Genomic DNA, 19,330 nt, shown 5'->3' with positions numbered 1-19,330 from the left:
GCTAGACCTCCAGCCGGGAGCGGCGAACGAGCGGGCGCGCGAAAAGTTCGGCAAGGTCGCCGGCCTGCTCGTAACCTTGAATCGGGGTGAAGAGAAATTCGATCGACCATTTGGTCGTCAGGCCTTCCGCTTCCAGCGGATTGGCAAGGCCGAGGCCGCAGACGACGACATCGGGATGTGTCGCGCGGCAGCGATCGAGTTGCTTCTCGACGTCCTGGCCTTCGCTGAGGATTGTTTCGAAAGGCAGAAGCTCCAGCTCCTCGGCGAGGTGCTGCTGATGCAGGTAGGGAGTTCCAACCTCGGCTGGGCGCATCGAAAGCTCGCGCGACACGAAGCGCGCAAGAGGAAGCTCAAGCTGAGAATCGGGGAAGAAAAAAATCGTCTTGCCGGCTAGCCGATCACGATACCGACGGAGCGCGGTCTCTGCTCGTTGTTCGCACGGGCCGACGATGGTTTGGAACTTCTCATCGGGCACGTTCCAAGCGCGCGCCGCCGCCCGCAGCCATTCTGTTGTTCCTTCGGCGCCAAGCGGGAACATCGCGAGAAGCTGCTTCGCGCCTCGTTCTTCGAGTGCCTTGGCTGTTTCGCCGAGAAAGGGCTGCGCCAGCAGAACAAGCGTGTTTTTGCCGGCGGGCGGAAGATCCGTCGCCCGTCGTGGCGGCAGGAAATGCACGGGACCAATGCCAAGATCCGCGAAGAGCCGGCGGAACTGATCTTCAACAACGTCAGCGAGAACACCCACAACCAGCAGCGATTGCGGTGCCGAATGATCTGGCCGCGGCAATTCCGGAACGAGCGCGGCGAGGCATGCATCTTCGCCTTGTGTGAAGGTCGTTTCTATGCCGCTGCCGGAGTAGTTCAGGACGCGAACGTCGGGAGAGTGAATTTTTGAAAGGCGCGTCGCGGCGCGGGCGAGATCGAGCTTGATCACCTCGGATGGGCATGATCCGACAAGGAAGAGGAGCTTGATGTCGGGGCGCCGTTCAAGCAGGCGGCCGACCACGCGGTCGAGTTCGTCGTTCGCATCGGCCAATCCGGCAAGGTCGCGCTCGTCGAGGATCGCCGTCGCGAAACGCGGCTCGGCGAAAATCATGACTCCGGCAGCCGATTGAATGAGGTGCGCGCAGGTCCTCGACCCGACAACGAGAAAGAACGCATCCTGGATTTTCCTGTGCAGCCAGACGATTCCGGTGAGGCCGCAGAAGACTTCGCGTTGTCCGCGCTGGCGCAGAACCGGGCGGTCGCTGCAGCCTTTGGCGTTTTTATCGGTGCGGGAAATATCGATGGCGGTCGTCATGAGCCCTCCATCGCATTGAGGAATTCGGGCTCTGGCGTTGGCTCTGGCCTTGGCGCCGTCAAACGTGCACGGCGGAATTTCAACAGGAATTGCGCGGCATTGACGAGGTAGGACGCATACGCCGCCAAGGCGAGCAGCATTTGCTCGCGCGGATCCAAGACGTTCAAAAACAACGTCGTGAGATACGCCGTGTGTAACGCAAGGACGAGCATACTGACGACGTCTTCCCAGAAGAAAGCCGGAGCGAAGAGATAGCGTCCGAAAACGTCGTGCTCCCAGATCGAGCCGGTGATCATGATCGCGTAGAGAAACAGCGTCTTCAGCACAATCGATGCTGTCGCTGCGGAATATCCGTCGCCGGTTGCCAGGTAGCGAAGCACCAAGCCAAGGCTGACGGCAAACACCAGGAATTGCAGGGGTGCGAGGATGCCTTGCACCAATGTCCACCGCGAGGCATCGCGCAGGCGTCGCTCTTCAGCGCTGTATAACGAGAACCCTTGAGAGTGCCGCGATTGAGCCACTTGGCTCTCCCTCCCGCAGTGGGTATCGCCGATGAGAGCGACGATCTGCGGAGGAGGGTATGTCTCCAAAAATGGAGTGTCAACTAAAATGGACGTAAAAAATACTTTACATTTTTTTTCGGACGGGTTTTCATTGTCTACCTTGCCTCGCGGAATTATCGTCAATTATATTTAACTGACGCGGGTGAGAAAATGGGCGGTGGGTGCAAACGTACCGCATGAGGTGATTAGAAAATAAAAAGCGTCGCGCACGAGCTTGCTCTAAGCGCGGTGGGAGGGAAGCCAATGTCGACCATTCGGCCCCTGACGGAATTGAAGCGATACTGGCATGATTGCAGTATCGGCGACTGGAACATTCGGCTCAACCGGGTCGAGCGTGTAGCCGACACGTCCGGGCTCTCGGATGTTCAACAGGCCGTGCTGCACCGGACGATCGAGTCCGAGATCGTGCCGCGTCTTTTGCTTGCCCATAGCACGCATGGCGCGCGCCTCGAAGCCGACCTCATGGATACGCCGTCGATCACGATTGACGAGGTCGAGGAATTCGTCAGGCTGCTGATGTCTGACAGTCTTCTTGCGGCCAAATCCTTCGTGCAAGCCGTTCGCACTCGGGAAGTGCCGTTAGACATTGTTCTGCTTTGGCTTTTCGCGCCTTCTGCGAGGTATTTGGGAGAGCTTTGGAAGCGGGATTTGTGTGATTTCGTGGACGTGACCATCGCGCTTTCCAAGCTGCAACAGTTGCTCCGGGACCTCGCTCCCGAAAGCGATGACGACATCATACCCGCACAGCAGCGGCGGGCATTCTTAGCAGTCATGCCGGGTGACCAGCATACATTCGGACTCTTCATTGTTCAGGAATTCTTTCGTCGTGCGGGCTGGCACGTGACGGGAGGCATCTGCCACTCGACCGACGAGCTTTTGAATTTCGCGCACAGCGAGCCCTTTGACGTGATTGGGTTATCGGTCAGCAAGGATGCCACTCAGAGCGCGCTATCCTCACTTGTTCTGGCATTGCGGAAGTCGGCACTTCACCGTGACGTGCGGATGCTGGTCGGCGGCCGGTTCTTTCTCGAAAATCCCCAACTTGTGACGTGTATCGGTGCGGATGCGACGGCCCCAGACGGGCGCAGGGCCGTTTCCAGCTTTCCAACTTGCTTGACATAACTTGAGTGCGGTACTGAGGACGCAGCAAGTGCGAAAGATTCTGGTCAAGGAATAAAGCCGTGTTCGCTCGAGAAGCAGGGATCGTGTTCCGAGCCCCGAAGAGAACACTCGGTGATCTGGACGCCGAGAGCGCGGCCAAGCTCATTGCAGCTTCGTCCGACATTGCGCTTATTGTCGACGGAAAGGGCATCATTCGTGACGTGGCCTTCGGCAGCGAGGATCTCGCGGGAGAGGGTTTCGCCAAGTGGGTCGGCGAACCGTGGATCGAAACCGTCACCATTGAGAGCCGTCCGAAGATCGAAGAGCTGCTGGGTAGCGCCGCATCGACAAAGGCACCGATCGAGTGGCGGCAAGTCAATCACCCGTCGAAGCGCGGCGACATTCCGATTCGTTATTCCGTTGTCCACATCGGTCCGCATGGCCGCCTTGTCGCCGTGGGGCGCGATCTTCGGACGGTCGCGGCATTGCAGCAGCGCCTCGTCGATGCGCAGCAATCGATGGAACGCGAATATTCGCGGCTAAGGCATGCGGAGACCCGCTACCGTGTGCTGTTCCAGATCGCATCCGAGCCAGTTCTCATCGTCGAGGCCAATAATTTGCGGTTGGTCGATGCGAACCCGGCTGCCACGCAGCTTTTGAACCGAAACAGCAAGCGGATCGCCGGAAAGGCGTTCCTCGAGATTTTCGATGCCGAGAGTGCGAAGGCGATACAGGCGCAGCTCGCTTCCGTGAAAGCGACGGGCCGGGCCGATGAAGTGACCGCGCGTCTGATCGAAAACAAGCGTGAATGCGTCGTTTCGGCATCGCTCTTCAGGCAAGAGACGTCCTCGCATATTCTCGTTCGCCTATCTCCCGTTGTCGCTGGAGACGTGACGCCGAAGTCGACCTCGAAAGTCTACAGCGTCGTCGAGAATCTTCCTGACGGCTTTGTGGTCACCGATCTCGATCGGCGTATTTTGACGGCCAATCCCGCGTTTCTCGATCTCGTTCAGCTCGCCAACGAGGAGCAGGTGCGTGGCGAGTTGATCGATCGCTGGGTCGGCCGGCCGGGCGTGGACATCAACGCACTCGTCACGAACATTCGCGATCATGGCTCGGTCCGTCACTTTGCGACGATCCTGCGAGGGGAATATGGCTCGTACGAAAACGTAGAAATTTCTGCGGTTTCCGTACCGACCGGCGATACGCCCTGCTATGGCTTCACCATCAGGAACGTCGGCCGGAACGAAATTCCAAAAGCGCGCTCGAAAAGCGAGCTGCCAAGGTCGGTTGAGCAGCTGACGGAGTTGGTCGGCCGGGTCCCCCTCAAAGAGCTTGTCCGTGAAACGGCCGATGTGATCGAAAAGCTGTGCATCGAGGCGGCGTTGAAGTTGACTGAAGACAATCGCGCGTCGGCGGCCGAGATGCTCGGATTGAGCAGGCAGAGCCTTTACTCCAAGCTCCGGCGCTATGGCATCAGCGACGTCGATGACGACGCGAGCTGACCTTTGCCGGCGAACCGGCGGCGTACGAATTTAACTTCTCAAAACATAATCTGTCCGCGCACTTGTCTGACGTGGAGTGTCAATGTAAATTGACGCTATGAAGCGATCCGAACAAGTGACGGATTTTCGCCTGCCGGCAATCTCCGCGATTGTCGAGCTGATGAAGCCGATCACGTGGTTTCCGCCAATGTGGGCTTTCGGTTGCGGGGTCGTATCTGCGGGTATTGGCTTCGAAGGGCGATGGCCATTCGTCGTGGTTGGCGCACTGCTCACCGGACCGCTCGTTTGCGCCACGAGTCAAATCGTCAACGACTGGTACGACCGCGACGTCGACGCGATCAACGAGCCCAATCGGCCTATCCCCTCGGGACGCGTGCCCGGCGAATGGGGTTTCATTCTCGCATTGTGCTGGACGGCGGTGTCTCTCGTCGTAGCGGCCTCGCTGGGATTGGCGGTCTTCGGTGCTGCTATCATCGGGCTCGCATTGGCATGGGCATACAGCGCTCCGCCGCCACGGCTGAAAAAGAACGGCTGGTGGGGTAATTCGGCCGTTGCCCTCTGCTACGAGGGCTTGCCTTGGATTACCGGCGCGACCGTGATGGCCGGCATGCTTCCCGGTTGGAAGGCGCTTCTCATTCCGTTGCTCTACAGTTTTGGCGCGCACGGAATTATGACGCTCAACGACTTCAAGTCGATCGAAGGCGACAAGCGTTTGGGGATCGCATCTCTTCCGGTACAACTCGGGGCTGATCGAGCCGCGCTCGTAGCGTGCGCAATGATGGCCGCGCCGCAAGTCGTCGTCGCCGGGCTGCTTGTCGAATGGGGATCTCCGATCCATGCTGCAGCCATCGCAGTTTCATTGATCATTCAGCTCTACCTGATGACGCGGCTCGTGAAAAAGCCGCGGGAGCTCGCGCCTTGGTACAATGCGACCGGCGTTAGTCTCTACGTCAGCGGCATGTTGATTGCTGCGTTCGCGCTCCGTCATTTGTACGGAGGATCCGGATGATCGATCGTCCACTTGGCTGGTTTGGAATTTTTCGCCTCGGTCTCGTGCAGGCGGCGATCGGCGCGATCGTCGTGCTTACGACATCGACGATGAACCGCATCATGGTCGTCGAACTGGCATTACCGGCGGTGCTTCCGGGCGCGCTGGTCGGATTGCACTACGCGGTGCAATTTCTCAGACCCGTCTGGGGACACGGTTCTGACGTCAGCACGCGACGAACGCCGTGGATTATCGGAGGTGTCGTCACGCTCGCTATCGGGGCCGTCGTTGCGTCCGCGTCAATCGCGTTGATGGGCGAAAGCACGATCCTCGGCATTGTCGTTGCTGTTCTTGCCTTCATCATGATCGGACTTGGCGTCGGCGCGGCGGGAACTTCGCTTCTCTCGCTGCTTGCGGAGCGCGCCGGCGAAGACAAACGAGCAGGCGCTGCCACGATGGTGTGGCTGATGATGATTGGCGGTATCGCGATAACCGCGGTTGTGGCCGGAAAATTCCTGGACCCTTACTCGCCTGAGAGGCTCGTCTCCATAGCTGCTGTTGTAGGCGCGCTGGCGACACTTCTTACGTGCGTGGCCATGTGGAAGGTTGAGCGCGAAGCATCCGCGATCCGCGGTCGGGTCGATGCGCCATCGTCGTCGCATTTCTCCGGGTTTAAAGCTGCGGTGTCCGAAGTTTGGGCCGACGTGCAGGCGCGACGGTTCACGATATTCGTCTTCGTCTCGATGCTCGCCTACAGCGCCCAGGATTTGATACTCGAGCCGTTCGTAGGGTCGGTTTTCGGATTTACGCCGGGAGAATCTACCCAGCTGTCGGGTGTCCAGCACGGCGGCGTTTTCGCCGGGATGCTTCTCGTCGGGGTCGCCGGCAGCGGCGCAATGCGGAGAGGTGGGCTCGGTACCTGGAGCATCGTCGGATGCCTCGCATCGGGCGCAACTTTGCTCGGTTTATCGGTCGCCTCATTCCAAGCCCCGTCGTGGCCGATTTCCATGAACGTCTTTGCTCTCGGGTTTGCCAACGGAGCATTCGCGGTGGCAGCCATTGGATCGATGATGGCGCTCGCGAAAGGCGGACGCGCCAAAACGGAAGGTGTCCGCATGGGGGTTTGGGGGGCAGCGCAAGCCATCGCATTCGGCCTCGGCGGATTCATGGGAACCGTCGTGGTCGATCTCGCGCGGGCTTTGACGGCGTCGGCTGTCACAGCCTATGCCGCAGCGTTTTTCTTCGAATCATTGCTGTTCGTAGCATCTGCCGTTTTGGCGCGCGGATTGATGCGAAACAACGAACGACCCTCAGACCGTCAATGGCGCTCATTGCCGGAACTCGCAGGTACTCAAGCCAACAAGGGGTAGCAACGCGATGGGGCAACTTGAAACGTTTGATGCCGTCGTGGTCGGTGGCGGCCCTGCAGGGGCAACAGCGGCCCACGATCTCGCGAACACGGGCCGGAGCGTTCTTCTTCTTGACCGGGCCGGGCGCATCAAGCCGTGTGGCGGTGCGGTGCCGCCGAGGTTGATCGAAGAGTTCGAAATTCCGAGCCATCTCATCGTCGCACGGGTCGGTGGCGCGCGCATTTTTTCACCGAAGTCACGGCGCGTCGAGATGCCGATCGAAGGCAACGGTTACGTCGGAATGGTCGATCGCGACGTGTTCGATGAGTGGTTGCGAGAGCGCGCGAGACTGGCTGGCGCTCGGCGTGTCGAGGGAACATTCGACTCGTTGAGCCGCGATGCCGATGGTTTCTCGATCGTCACGTATCGCCAGAAGACATCGACCGGCGAGGAAGAAAAGCGCTCGGTCCGCGCGCGTTCCATCGTCGGTGCGGACGGCGCCTTGTCAGCGGTTGCCCGGCAAGCCATTCCTGGCGCTGGGCGCGTGCCTTATGTCTTCGCATATCATGAGATCGTCCGAATTCCGCCGGGCGCTCAGTCGGGAAATCCATCGTCGATGCCGCGCGACTACGATGGGCGACGTTGCGACATCTACTATCAGGGTTCGTTGTCACCGGACTTCTACGCATGGATCTTCCCGCACGGAGAGACGGCGAGCATCGGCACGGGGAGTGCGCATAAGGGATTTTCCTTGCGCTCGGCGGTTGGCGCGCTGCGCGCAAGCACGGGCTTGGGCGAAACTGAAACGATCCGCCGCGAAGGTGCGCCGATACCGTTACGCCCGCTCAAGAAGTGGGACAACGGCCGGGATATCGTTCTCGCGGGGGATGCTGCCGGTGTTGTGGCGCCCGCGTCCGGAGAAGGCATTTTTTATGCCATGACGGGAGGCCGTCTTGCTGCGGATGCGGTCGAACAATTCCTGACAACAGGCGAAGCGCGGTCGCTCGCCAGCGCGCGTAGAAATTTCATGCGCGATCACGGCCGCGTTTTCTGGGTGCTCAGTATCATGCAGCGCTTCTGGTACAGCAGCGAAGGCCGTCGCGAGCGGTTCGTTAAAATGTGCGGAGACCCTGACGTGCAGCGGCTGACGTGGGAATCCTACATGCACAAAAAGCTGGTGCGGAAAGACCCGATGGCTCACGTCCGCATCTTCTTTAAAGATATGGCGCACTTGCTGGGGCTCGTCGCGCCGTGACGAAATCGAGCCTTTGGCTTCCCGTTCTTGCCGCCGCTTCCGCCGCGATGGTCGTCGCGATACTTGGGGCATCAATGACCGATCTGGGTCCGTGGTACGAGGGCCTGAAAAAGCCGGATTGGCAGCCGCCGGACTGGGCGTTCGGCCCCGCGTGGACGGTGATATTTGCGGCGGCGGCCCTCTCCGGCGTCACGGCCTGGAGACACGCGCCGACGGATGCCAGCCGTGAATGGGTCATCGGGCTTTTCGCAATAAATGGAATTTTGAACATCTTATGGAGTGCTCTCTTTTTCCGGCTGCATCGGCCGGATTGGGCGATCGTGGAAGTCGGCTTCCTCTGGTTCTCGATCTTCGTGCCCATGATCATCTTCGCCCGGTATTCGAAGGCAGCAAGCTTGCTTCTCGTTCCGTACCTCGCGTGGGTGACTTTCGCAGCTCTCCTTAACTTCGAGATCGTCAAACTCAACGGGTTCGGGGTGCCGTTTTGATGCTGGAACTCATGGAACAGTCGTTCGCGGGCGGCAGTATCGTCGATATCATTTTCGGGTTCATGGCGATCGAAGTTTTCGCGATGATCGCCTATCACCGGATCACCGGCCAAGGTCTGAACTCCTACGAGATTCTGGGCTTGATGATTCCGGGAATTTTTTTGCTCTTAGCGCTTCGAGCGGCGCTCGCAACCGCGCCTTGGCCTATCATAGCCGGATGGCTGTTTGCGGCTTTGATCGCGCATCTCGGAGATGTGTTGCTCCGGTTGAAGGGCCGTCCGTATCACTTGCCCCGAGAAATCCGCGGCAACGATCGAACTGCACGCTCTTCCGGCCGATGACGGGGCCAAAACGAAAAAAAATGATCTATTGCACTTGACGCAATTGACGCCTTGCGCCACATGCAATCCATGTCGAAGCACTCGAAGTCAAAAACCGTCGATGAGCGCCTCGCCGAGATCCGCGAGCGCTTAAGTGATGCCAGACGATTGTCGGGGCTGACACAAACGGCCATCGCCGAGGCGATGGAATTGTCCAACAGCCAATACTCGCGGCTGGAAAGCGGCGGCACCGAGATGACGCTCCGCCAATTCCTGATCGCCTGCGAGGAAATGAACCTGAACCCCGCTGCTCTGCTTGGCGCCGACGAAGAGGTGGCCGTCAAAGACCTCCGTGCGCGCCTTAGCGCCACGGAAACGAAGCTCGCAGCCATCCATCGGGTGCTTGGCAAGAAGGACGTTTGGGAAACCTGAAAGGATACCCGCATGACCGAAACGAGCAAGACCGACGCGACCGGCCACACTACCATCGTCATGGTTCTCGACCGTTCCGGCTCGATGTCGAGCTGCCGCGAAGCGACGATCACCGCCGTCAACAAATACCTGAAGGACTCCAAAGCAGACGCGACGCTGAAGGATGCCGAATTCGAGCTGGTGATTTTCGACACCGAATCCATTGACACGATCCGCGACGGCAAGATCGCCGATACTGCGGAGCTCACCGCCGCCGACTTCGCGCCCCGTTCAGGCACGCCGCTGCTCGATGCGATCGGGCGGGGCATCGGCAAGATCGACGTCAAGCTCGCGGCCAGCAATGGTGAGAAGGCGATCATGGTCGTTGTGACCGACGGTCAGGAGAACCAGAGCCGGAAGCACACTTATGAAAGCATCGAGGCCTTGATCGACGACCGCCAGGAAAAGGGCTGGCTGATCCTATTCTTGGGCGCCGGGCTCGCCTCGGCGCAACAGGGCACTCGCATGGGGATCCGTCCTGCCAATGTCGCCAACATCGGGCTGGATGAAGCGGCGCTCTCTGAAACGATGATGGCTATGTCGGTGTCGAACATCCGCTATGCCTGTTCTGACTTCGAAGATGCCAAGGTCTATGCCCGATCGGAGAAGTTCACCATGCAGATGCGCAGGCGGATGGGTGACGCGTCAGGCGGCAAGGGCATCGTCGATGTCGATATTGTTGATGATCTGAAGAAGGCCATCAAACGCGGACAGCCGGCTGCGGCTCCAAAGCCCGAGGACGCCTGGGTCGAGAGCGGTTCGGACGACATCTGGGGAAGCTAAGAAATAGAGCCGCATTTTTCTTGCGGCCCAATCGTCTTGGCATCCGGGGGAGGCGCTTCTCAGCGCTCTGCTCAGACGATCTTGGCGTAGGCCTCGATCTCAACCTTTTGCCAGGGCCGCATCATGGACGTGACTTGCACGAGCGTGCTCGCAGGCCTGATCGCATCGAACGTTTCGAGATGGGCTCTCGCAACGTCCTCGGCGTCGTTGATATCGCGAAGGTAGACGACCGTTCGCACGACCTGGCTCGTCGTCGCTCCGGCATCGGCGAGCGCTTTTTCGATGATCGCAAGCGCCGCGCGCGTTTGTGTGTAAACGTCGCTCTTCTCATTGCCGGCGGGCGCGCACGTTCCAGAAACGTGCACGTCGTCGCCCACGCGCACGGCGCGCGAATATCCGAAGACGGATTCGTACGCGCCGCCGGATGAAACGTTGAGCCGCTGATTTTTGTTGGCGGTTTTCGTCATATCGCTCCTTTCAAGGTTTATTTGTTCACAGCGTCGCGAATTCGATACCAGGTCTCGACGACGGGCACGGCTCGCTTGGCAATCGGATGGAAGGGGAAGCTTGGGAAACCGAGATCGTCGAAGGCGGTCTTGCCTTCCGGATCTTGGAGAAGCTTGAGCGCGATCTTGTGGCCGAAGTACGTGGCGCGCGATACGCCCGTCCCGCAATATCCGAGGGCGAAGTGAACGCCGCCAGCCGTGCAGCCGATGTGCGGAACTTCATCGTAGGTGTATCCGATCTGGCCGGTCCACGCGTGCGTCACGGCCGTGTCGCGAAGCGCGGGAAACACATGCAGCATGTCTCGCGCCAGGTGGCGATATGCGGCCGCAGATGTTTCGGACGCGAGCCTGCCGACCCGGCCTCCCCAAACGACTCGCCGTTCTCCGGGCGCCGCGCGATAATAGTAGAATATGCGATTGGTATTCCCGTAGACGCGAAGCTTCGGCATCAAGGTCGAAAAGAGCGCTTCCGGAATTTCCTCCGTGGCGATGATCGCGGAACCGATCGGGACGATACGCCGGCCGAGCTCGGGAACGACGTTGCCGCTATATCCGTTGGTCGCCACGATGACTTCGCGGCACGTCAGATCATCGATAGCGGTGCGGATTTTGAAGCCGTCGTAATCGTGCGTGATGCCGTTGACAGCCGCGTTGCCGATGATTTCGCCGCCGAGCGCCGTGATCCTTTCCATCAATCCCGCGTGGTAGCGGCCTGGATGCAGCGAGGCATCGTTCGGAAGGACGGAACCGCCGAAGAAAACGTCGGAGCCGATCTCGCTGTGCTGCTCTGATTTCGGCACCATGAAGCTCTCGACGCCGGCTATATCGCGGAGATCCTCCATGTCGCGCGCCATGGCTTCGTAGTGCTCGGGCTGCATCGCGCCGCGAAAGCGGCCGCAACGGGAGAAGGCGCAATCGATGTTCTCGCTGGCGATCAGATGCTCGATATAGTCGAGCATGCGCGTGCCATCACGCAGAAGCTCCTCCGCCTTCCGTCGGCCGCGCAGCGCGATGAGTTTTGCGACGCGAAATTTTTGATTGCCGCTTCCGACTTGGCCGCCATTGCGGGTGCTCGCGCCCATTCCCGGCACGCCGGCATCCAAGACGATGACTGAGCGGCCCCGCTTGAGAAGTGTCAAAGCCGCGGAGAGACCCGTAAAGCCCGAGCCGACAATCACGACATCAGCGCGTGCCGGGAGAGATTGATTTCGCACATCCAGCGGGCGTGGCGCCGCTTCCCACCAATAGGACTTGAATTTGAGGCTGCCTGCCGTCTGGTTTGAGCGGGCGAGATCCAACGCACGTATGCCGCCGGAGCTTGGGGCGGAGCTTGGTATTTCGTCATTCATGGTGTGTGGCGGCCCTGATCTTTGCGCGAAGTTCCCACGCATCTGATGTTTATCGTTGTACAAATAAGTTGCACTACGTGCAAGTTGATTGTATGCGCTGAGGCCGGGAAGAAACGCACAGCGCATAAGCGCGGCTCCAAACGTCCGAGGTTCTCCATGAACTCACTCGACCACTGGAATTGGCGACTGACGCCTAGCCAACAGGCCACGCCAGATCAACTCGACCTTCACAAAGCGAAGCAATTCCTCGCGCAAAATCATGTCCGCTACGTCCTTGCGCAATTTGTCGACATTCACGGTGTCGCCAAGAGCAAATCCGTGCCGGTCGATCATTTGGAAGATATTCTGACGGACGGAGTGGGATTTGCGGGGGGAGGTGTTCACGGTCTTCGCCTCGAGCCGCATGAATCCGAATACATGCTCGTCGGAGATCTGTCGACGCTTAAGCTCTTGCCGTGGGCTCCGGGCTACGCGCGCCTGATGGGCACGGGCACGGTCGATGGCAAACCGCATCCGATCGATACGCGCAACATTCTGAAGGCTCAGACGTCGCGATTGAGCGAACGCGGCTGGGTTCTCAACACGGGCATCGAACCCGAGTTCAGCCTATTGCAACGCACTGCCGATGGATCGGTCTGTCCGCTCGATGATACCGACTGTCTGCAGAAGCCCGCGTACGATTATCGGGGGCTATCCCGAGTCCGGGTTTTCCTCGAGCGGGTGACGGAAAGCCTGCAGGCGCTGGGGATCGATGTTTATCAAATCGATCACGAGGACGCGAACGGCCAATACGAAATCAACTTCAAATACGACGACGCCATGACGTCCGCCGACAATATCATCTTGTTCAAGATGGCGGCCGCCGAGATTGCGCATGAGCTCGGAGCTATCTGCTCTTTCATGCCGAAGCCCAAGAGCTCCATGACCGGCAACGGCATGCACATTCACTGTTCGCTCGCCGACGCAGAGGGAAGTAACCTTTTTCACGACAAGTCCGACTCGAGCGGCATGGGCCTTTCGAAGCTCGCCTATTCATTCACGGCGGGAATTCTGGCGCACGCGAAGGCTCTCACGGCCTTGCTCGCGCCGTCGGTCAACTCATACAAGCGCCTCGTCGTCGGGCGAACGGCGTCGGGTACCACCTGGGCGCCGGTCTTCGTTGCGTACGGCGACAATAATCGCACGGCCATGGTGCGCATTCCTTACGGACGCATCGAGCTGCGTGTCGGCGATTCCGGCATGAACCCGTATCTTGCGCAGGCGGCGTTGATTGCGGCTGGCCTCGACGGGATTGATCGCAACCTCCATCCGGGACCGCCGCACAACATCAACTTCTATGCGCTGACGCCACGCGAGATTGCGGATCGCAAGATCGACGTGCTGCCGCAGTCGCTTGGCGAAGCCATTACCGCGCTCGAGCAAAGCGACTTCTTCAGGTCCGCGCTGGGAGCCGATTTCATCGACGAGTTCGTCTCTCACAAGCGCGATGAATGGATCGACTACCACCGCCACGTCTCCGACTGGGAGACGAAATGCTACGTGAGCTTCTTCTGAACAACCACGCTGAGTTGGAGACAAAGATATGTGTGGAATTGCGGGCCTTTTCATCAAGGATCCGAAACTCGAGCCGCGGCTCGGCGAGCTTCTCGCGAAGATGACTTCGACGCTTTGCAGCCGGGGCCCGGACTCGGCGGGGTTTGCCATCTACGGACACAGCGCGGCCGGTCAAATCAAAATGACGATCGCAGGTAGCACTGCGGAAGTCGACATTGCGCGCGCCGCCAAGCAGCTGGTGGAGGCGATCGGCGGCGGCCAGGTCAGCGTGCGCCACTCGCACGCGGTCATCACGATGAAAACTGAAGACGTTCCTCGTGCCGAGGCGTGGCTGGCAAAGAATCTGCCGGATGTCACGATCATGAGCGAAGGTCAGCGGCTTGAGATTTACAAGGAAGTCGGTTTTCCCGACGACGTCGCCCGAGAATTCGACATCGCAAAGATGAGCGGTACGCACGGCATCTCGCATACGCGTATGGCGACGGAGTCTGCCGTTACGACCAACGGCGCGCATCCGTTCTCGACAGCCACCGATCAATGCTTGGTCCACAATGGATCTCTCTCCAATCACGCTTCGCTCCGGCGCGAGTTGCGGCGGGAAGGTATAAAAATTCGTACCGAGAACGACACCGAGGTCGCCGCCGGTTATCTGACGCGACAGATGAAGAGCGGCCAGACGCTCAGCGAAGCGCTGAAATCGAGCCTCGATGATCTCGACGGTTTCTTCACATTCGTCGTCGGCACGGAAACGGGCTTCGGTGTCCTCAGAGATCCGATCGCGTGCAAGCCGGCCGTCATGGCCGAAACGGACGAGTACGTCGCATTCGGTTCCGAATACAAAACTCTCACGTGCCTGCCCGGCATCAAGACCGCGCGCGTGTGGGAGCCAAAACCCGCAACGGTCTATTTCTGGGAGCACGCTTGATGCCGAACGTCGATCTAGCAGAAACCTCGGTGCGCGAGTTGAACGCCGCGCTGCATAAGCTCGGTACCGACACCAACGAAACCCTTTGGTCCATCGCCAATCCCGGCGGCGAGCATTCGATTGCGGTCGGCATCGATGCGCCCATCACGGTGAACGTAGCCGGCAATGTCGGCTACTTCTGCGGCGGCATGAACAAGTACGCCAACATCGTGATAGACGGCAGCGCCGGACAGGGCGTCGGTGAAAACATGATGTCCGGACGTATCCACGTCAAAGGCGATGCCAGTCAAAGCGCCGGTGCGACCGGTAGAGGCGGGCTCCTGCTCGTCGAAGGAAACGCGTCGGCAAGATGCGGAATATCGATGAAGGGCATCGATATCATCGTCAAAGGCGATATCGGCCATCTCTCCGCGTTCATGGGTCAGAATGGCCGGTTGGTCGTATTCGGAGAAGCCGGCGAGGCCCTCGGCGATTCGATTTACGAAGCGCACATCTACGTTCGCGGACCGGTCACCAGCTTGGGTGCCGATTGCATCGAGAAAGAGATGCGCGACGAGCACAAGGCGGAGCTTGGAGAACTGTTGAAGGCAGCAGGAGAAATCCACAAGGTCGATGTCTCCGAATTCCGCCGCTATGGCTCGGCGCGGAAGCTCTACAACTTCAATATCGATAATGCCGGAGCGTACTAATGACAGAGCACCAGAGAAACTGGCTCGGAACGCCGCCTCGTAAGTCGGCGACATTCGACGACGCGATGCTCGCCGAAATCCGGCGTGCGGCGGCGACCGGCATCTACGATATTCGTGGCGGCGGCTCGAAACGCCGCATGCCGAACTTCGACGATCTTCTGTTGCTCGGCGCATCCATGTCTCGTTACCCGCTAGAAGGGTATCGCGAAAAATGCGGCACCGAAGTCGTCATCGGTTCGCGATTTGCAACGAAGCCTCTCAAGCTTTCTATTCCGGTTACGATCTCGGGCATGAGCTTTGGTTCGCTCTCGGCAAACGCCAAAGAAGCTTTGGGCCGAGGTGCGAGTCTTGCGGGCACGTCGACCACGACGGGCGATGGCGGCATGACGCCGGAAGAGCGCGGCCAATCGAAATATCTCGTCTATCAATATCTGCCGTCGCGTTACGGCATGAATCCCGACGATCTTCGCCGTGCCGATGCGATCGAAATCGTGATCGGTCAGGGAGCCAAGCCCGGCGGCGGCGGCATGTTGCTCGGCCAGAAGATCTCAGACCGGGTCGCGCAAATGCGTCAGCTGCCGAAGGGCATCGATCAGCGCTCTGCGTGCCGCCATCCGGATTGGACGGGCGCCGACGACCTGGAAGTCAAAATCAACGAGCTGCGCGAAATCACGGACTGGGAAAAGCCGATCTATTTGAAGATCGGCGCCAGCCGGCCTTACTTCGATGTCCAGCTGGCGGTGAAGTCGGGCGCCGACGCGATCGTCCTTGATGGCATGCAAGGCGGAACGGCGGCGACGCAGGAAGTCTTCATCGAGCATGTGGGCATTCCGCTGCTCTCGGCCATTCGCCCAGCCGTGCAAGCGCTTCAGGACCTTGGCATGCATCGCAAGGTGCAGCTCATCGTATCCGGCGGAATCCGCAATGGCGGAGATGTCGCGAAGGCCCTTGCACTCGGAGCCGATGCCGTCGGGATCGGAACCGCCGCGCTCGTCGCCCTTGGCGACAATGATCCTCGCTGGGAAGCCGAATACAACAAGCTCGGCACCACGGCCGGTTGCTACGACGATTGGCACGAGGGCAAGGACCCGGCCGGCATCACCACGCAGACGCCGGAGCTGATGGAGAGGCTCGATCCTGTCGCTGCCGGCCGCAGGTTGGCGAACTACCTGAAGGTTCTGACGCTGGAGGCACAAACGCTGGCGCGCGCCTGCGGCAAGAACCACCTCCATAACCTCGAACCGGAAGACCTCGTCGCTCTCACCATGGAAGCTGCCGCTATGGCGAGAGTGCCGCTGGCGGGAACGAATTGGATCCCGGGATCGCCGGGATTCTGAAGCGTTCGTCAGCGGGTGTGTGACGCCGCCCTGGTCCACGACAGGGCGGCGTTGCCGGCGAGACTGAACGGTCTATTCGCCGTAAAAGATGATCGCGAGAAACTTGATCCGGTCGTCGAGAAGCTTCTCCGGTCCGTGCACGACGTCTCCCGAGAAGGTGAACGCATCGCCCGGTTCGATCAGATATGTGTGCTCGCCGAAGCGATACTCCATTCGCCCCTGAAGCATGTAGATGAACTCGGTACCAGGGTGGGCGAAGCGGGGATAGGTCTCGCTCTTCTTGTCCATCTCGATGAAGAACGGCTCGAACAGCTTTCGCGGTCCCCGGTCGTAGGAGAGAAGGCGATATGTGTGGCCAAACTTGGTGCCGACGCGAACGACTTCCATCTGTTCGGTGCGCTTCACGAGCTGCGCGCTGCCCTGCTTGGTCTCTGTTTCCTTGAAAAGGTCCGACAGCCCAATGCCGACGGCGGCGCACAAACGCTCGAGAGCATCGAGACTTGCGGTCGCCATGCCGTTTTCAATTCGACTGAGCATCGCGCTCGAAAGTCCCGCGCCGGTGCTGAGATCGGAGAGTGTGAGATTTGACTCGAGCCTTCGGCGCTTGATGACGGCGCCTATCCGTTGCTCCAGCGGAACATGCGCCAAGTCGTGGCGATTGTTGAGCTCGTTGACGGCAGCCTTCTCGGCAGACGACTTTCGCGTTGTGGGCCGCGCTTTGAGGCCGACCTTTTCTTTTGTCATTCGTCGCTCTTTTTTGAGTTCTCGGATTATCCATTAAAGCGGGTCGGCTCGAAAGCAAACACGGCCGCGGTCGCCAACGCACGTGCAATAAGTGCCTATTTATTGCTCTTCGCTACTGCAAAACAAACAGAATATCGAAAATTTCAAGATGCAGCCGATGCAAAATACTTGCATGAAATGCATCTTTGTGAATATGTCGCGCGATGTTTTGACAGGGCAGGCATCAGGAATCTGTAGGGGAGATTTTTCGCATGACCGTGGTGACACCAACACGAGACGTGGATGTGGGCGCCGCGCGCGCCGACTCCCACGGTTTGCATCGAACGCTCGACTGGAAGGGTGCTTTTTGGATCGCCAGTGGCGTTCCCGCACTCGTTTTGATCTCGATCGGTGGGATGGGGGCGACGGCAGGCAAGCTCGCCTTCCTCGTGTGGATGATCTCGGTCGTGATGGGACTGATCCAATCCTACAGCTACGCCGAAATCGCTGGTCTGTTTGCAAACAAGTCGGGCGGAGCGGCTGTTTACGGCGCCGCCGCATGGCTGCGCTACAGCAAACTCATCGCGCCGCTTTCCGTTTGGTGCAATTGGTTTGCCTGGACGCCGGTGCTGTCGCTCGGCTGCGCCGTCGCCGCTGGATACATTCTCAATGCGATCGCTCCACTTCCGACGTTTTCAGCGGATTCGCCGCAAGTGTTGGCTTGGTTACAAGACGCGTCGCATGCAGCGGCGATTGCCGGCAAGTCCGGCGCGGACGCCGCGAACGTTGCAATCACGGCGCTGACCGCAGACGCGACGCCGTTCATCCGCTCATTCAAGCTTTTGGATTTCTCGTTCTTTGGTTTGGCGAAGATCGAGATCGGAGCAACGTTCTTCATTGGCGCCGCCTTGATGCTCGTGGCATTTGCCATTCAGCATCGCGGTATTCTCGGCACCGCTCGCATCCAGATGAGGATCGGACTGCTGGTAATCGTGCCGATGCTGATCGTCGGCATCGTGCCATTTCTCACCGGCAACGTCGAATACGCGAACTTCACGCCGCTGGTGCCACCGAACGGCGCCTGGGACAATGCTGGATGGACGTATTTCCTCGGCGCACTGTTTATTGCAGGCTGGTCGAGCTACGCATTCGAAACGGCCGTTTGCTATACCCGCGAATTCAAAAACCCCGCTTCTGATACAAAGAAGGCGATCATCGCGGCGGGCTTCCTCTGCGTGGTGGTCTACTCGCTGGTCGCGGCCGCATTCCAAGGGCATCTCGGACTTGAAGGCATGACCCAGCCCGGCATTGTCGACGGAACTGGCGTCGCAGCGGCCATGGGCGACATGGTAGGCGGGAACAATGCGATCGTCGTCCATCTCCTCGAGATGATGATGATCCTCGCCTTGATCCTCGCGATCATGATGGCGATGGCAGGTTCTTCGCGAACGCTCTATCAGGGAGGCGTCGATGGCTGGCTCCCGAAATACCTCGGGCACGTCAATGAGCATGGTGCGCCGACGCGGGCCATGTGGACGGACCTGGTCTTCAATCTCGGCCTGCTGACATTTGCAGCCTCGGACGCCACCGCCTACTATTTGATCCTGTCGATCTCAAACGTCGGCTATATGATCTTCATCTTCCTGAACTTGCAGTCGACATGGATCCACCGGATCGATAGTCCGAATATCCCACGTCCCTACCGGGCTCCGAATTGGCTGGTCGCGGTCGGCGCGATCCTCGGCTTCGTGAACCTTGCACTCATGGGAGCAGGCGCCAAGGTGTGGGGCAATCCGAATGCACTTTGGTACGGGCTAATTTTCGCGGCCCTGATCATCCCCGTGTTCCTCTTCCGGCACTACGTACAGGATGGCGGCAAATTCCCGGCCCACATGCTGGAAGACCTGGATCTCGAGAGCCAGGATTTGGGCGAACGGCGAGCCGGTTTTCTTCCTTACCTGATGCTCATACTTGCAGCCGTCGTCGTTCTCTCATCACACTATTACTTCCAGCTTCCTCCTCCGACGCCTTAGGTTGGGGGCTGCCCCCCAGAGTTCGAAGTTGTTCCTCGGACGAACAGTTGCTGCGGGGGCTTGCTCCCGCAGCTTTGTTTTTGGGTAAGGGCAA

Annotated in this window: 19 protein-coding genes; 14 read left to right on the top strand and 5 right to left on the bottom strand. The window is 59.4% G+C overall.

Going from position 1 to position 19,330, the window contains the following annotated elements:
- Position 1 precedes the first annotated feature (1 nt).
- Entirely contained in the window at positions 2–1,297 is a 1,296-nt protein-coding gene (locus AACL53_RS11285) for a ferredoxin:protochlorophyllide reductase (ATP-dependent) subunit N (RefSeq protein WP_339084597.1), read from the bottom strand.
- Positions 1,294–1,818 carry a 2-vinyl bacteriochlorophyllide hydratase gene (gene bchF / locus AACL53_RS11280; RefSeq protein WP_339084596.1) on the bottom strand — a complete coding sequence of 175 codons (525 nt, stop codon included), beginning with the start codon at positions 1,816–1,818 and terminating at the stop codon, positions 1,294–1,296. The genes AACL53_RS11285 and bchF overlap by 4 nt, the downstream gene beginning before the upstream one ends.
- 285 nt (positions 1,819–2,103) lie before the next feature.
- Here bchF and AACL53_RS11275 point away from each other — a divergent pair, with 285 nt between their 5' ends.
- From AACL53_RS11275 to AACL53_RS11235, 9 genes are all read left to right on the top strand, one after another.
- Complete coding sequence (locus AACL53_RS11275) at positions 2,104–2,982, top strand: B12-binding domain-containing protein (RefSeq protein WP_339084595.1); 879 nt, start codon at positions 2,104–2,106, stop codon at positions 2,980–2,982.
- An 83-nt stretch (positions 2,983–3,065) separates the two neighbouring features.
- Positions 3,066–4,466, top strand: a complete 1,401-nt coding sequence (gene ppsR, locus AACL53_RS11270) for a transcriptional regulator PpsR (RefSeq protein WP_339084594.1) — start codon at positions 3,066–3,068, stop codon at positions 4,464–4,466.
- Positions 4,467–4,563: 97 nt separating this feature from the next.
- Positions 4,564–5,475, top strand: coding sequence for a chlorophyll synthase ChlG (chlG, locus tag AACL53_RS11265; protein WP_339084593.1), 912 nt, complete (start codon positions 4,564–4,566; stop codon positions 5,473–5,475).
- Positions 5,472–6,824, top strand: a complete 1,353-nt coding sequence (locus AACL53_RS11260) for a BCD family MFS transporter (RefSeq protein ID WP_339084592.1) — start codon at positions 5,472–5,474, stop codon at positions 6,822–6,824. The genes chlG and AACL53_RS11260 overlap by 4 nt, the downstream gene beginning before the upstream one ends.
- A gap of 7 nt (positions 6,825–6,831) precedes the next feature.
- Positions 6,832–8,058 (top strand): geranylgeranyl diphosphate reductase, encoded by a 1,227-nt coding sequence (locus AACL53_RS11255; RefSeq protein ID WP_339084591.1) that lies wholly within the window; start codon positions 6,832–6,834, stop codon positions 8,056–8,058.
- 47 nt (positions 8,059–8,105) lie between these two features.
- The gene (locus tag AACL53_RS11250; RefSeq protein ID WP_339086928.1) at positions 8,106–8,546 is read left to right on the top strand and encodes a TspO/MBR family protein; all 441 of its coding nucleotides are present in this window, start codon (positions 8,106–8,108) and stop codon (positions 8,544–8,546) included.
- The gene (locus AACL53_RS11245; RefSeq protein WP_339084590.1) at positions 8,546–8,887 is read left to right on the top strand and encodes a hypothetical protein; all 342 of its coding nucleotides are present in this window, start codon (positions 8,546–8,548) and stop codon (positions 8,885–8,887) included. The genes AACL53_RS11250 and AACL53_RS11245 overlap by 1 nt, the downstream gene beginning before the upstream one ends.
- 69 nt (positions 8,888–8,956) lie before the next feature.
- Positions 8,957–9,298, top strand: a complete 342-nt coding sequence (locus tag AACL53_RS11240) for a helix-turn-helix transcriptional regulator (RefSeq protein ID WP_339084589.1) — start codon at positions 8,957–8,959, stop codon at positions 9,296–9,298.
- A 12-nt stretch (positions 9,299–9,310) separates the two neighbouring features.
- Positions 9,311–10,120 (top strand): vWA domain-containing protein, encoded by an 810-nt coding sequence (locus AACL53_RS11235; protein ID WP_339084588.1) that lies wholly within the window; start codon positions 9,311–9,313, stop codon positions 10,118–10,120.
- Positions 10,121–10,191: 71 nt separating this feature from the next.
- On the opposite strand, the gene AACL53_RS11230 is transcribed toward AACL53_RS11235, so the two are convergent.
- Positions 10,192–10,587: a RidA family protein gene (locus tag AACL53_RS11230; protein ID WP_291162679.1), complete on the bottom strand. Its 396-nt coding sequence runs from the start codon at positions 10,585–10,587 to the stop codon at positions 10,192–10,194.
- A 17-nt stretch (positions 10,588–10,604) separates the two neighbouring features.
- Entirely contained in the window at positions 10,605–11,975 is a 1,371-nt protein-coding gene (locus AACL53_RS11225) for an FAD-binding oxidoreductase (protein ID WP_339084587.1), read from the bottom strand.
- Positions 11,976–12,131: 156 nt separating this feature from the next.
- On the opposite strand from AACL53_RS11225, the gene glnT reads away from it, so the two are divergent.
- The 4 genes from glnT to AACL53_RS11205 are packed head-to-tail and all read left to right on the top strand — an operon-like array spanning position 12,132 to position 16,480.
- Complete coding sequence (gene glnT, locus AACL53_RS11220; protein WP_339084586.1) at positions 12,132–13,529, top strand: type III glutamate--ammonia ligase; 1,398 nt, start codon at positions 12,132–12,134, stop codon at positions 13,527–13,529.
- 28 nt (positions 13,530–13,557) lie between these two features.
- The gene (locus AACL53_RS11215; RefSeq protein WP_339084585.1) at positions 13,558–14,454 is read left to right on the top strand and encodes a glutamine amidotransferase family protein; all 897 of its coding nucleotides are present in this window, start codon (positions 13,558–13,560) and stop codon (positions 14,452–14,454) included.
- Positions 14,454–15,143: a protein glxC gene (locus AACL53_RS11210; protein WP_339084584.1), complete on the top strand. Its 690-nt coding sequence runs from the start codon at positions 14,454–14,456 to the stop codon at positions 15,141–15,143. The genes AACL53_RS11215 and AACL53_RS11210 overlap by 1 nt, the downstream gene beginning before the upstream one ends.
- Positions 15,143–16,480 carry an FMN-binding glutamate synthase family protein gene (locus tag AACL53_RS11205; RefSeq protein ID WP_339084583.1) on the top strand — a complete coding sequence of 446 codons (1,338 nt, stop codon included), beginning with the start codon at positions 15,143–15,145 and terminating at the stop codon, positions 16,478–16,480. Before AACL53_RS11210 ends, AACL53_RS11205 begins: the two co-directional genes overlap by 1 nt.
- A gap of 72 nt (positions 16,481–16,552) precedes the next feature.
- On the opposite strand, the gene AACL53_RS11200 is transcribed toward AACL53_RS11205, so the two are convergent.
- On the bottom strand, positions 16,553–17,224 hold the full coding sequence (locus AACL53_RS11200; RefSeq protein WP_339084582.1) for a helix-turn-helix domain-containing protein: 672 nt from the start codon (positions 17,222–17,224) through the stop codon (positions 16,553–16,555).
- A gap of 251 nt (positions 17,225–17,475) precedes the next feature.
- Between AACL53_RS11200 and AACL53_RS11195 the strand changes: the two genes are divergently transcribed.
- Complete coding sequence (locus AACL53_RS11195) at positions 17,476–19,236, top strand: APC family permease (RefSeq protein WP_339084581.1); 1,761 nt, start codon at positions 17,476–17,478, stop codon at positions 19,234–19,236.
- The last annotated feature ends 94 nt before the right edge of the window (positions 19,237–19,330 follow it).

It is taken from the genome of Hyphomicrobium sp. ghe19 (genome assembly GCF_902712875.1).
Classification (GTDB): Bacteria; Pseudomonadota; Alphaproteobacteria; order Rhizobiales; family Hyphomicrobiaceae; genus Hyphomicrobium_B.
Note: the sequence above shows the minus strand (reverse complement) of the source record. Positions and strands in the feature narration are given on the sequence as shown.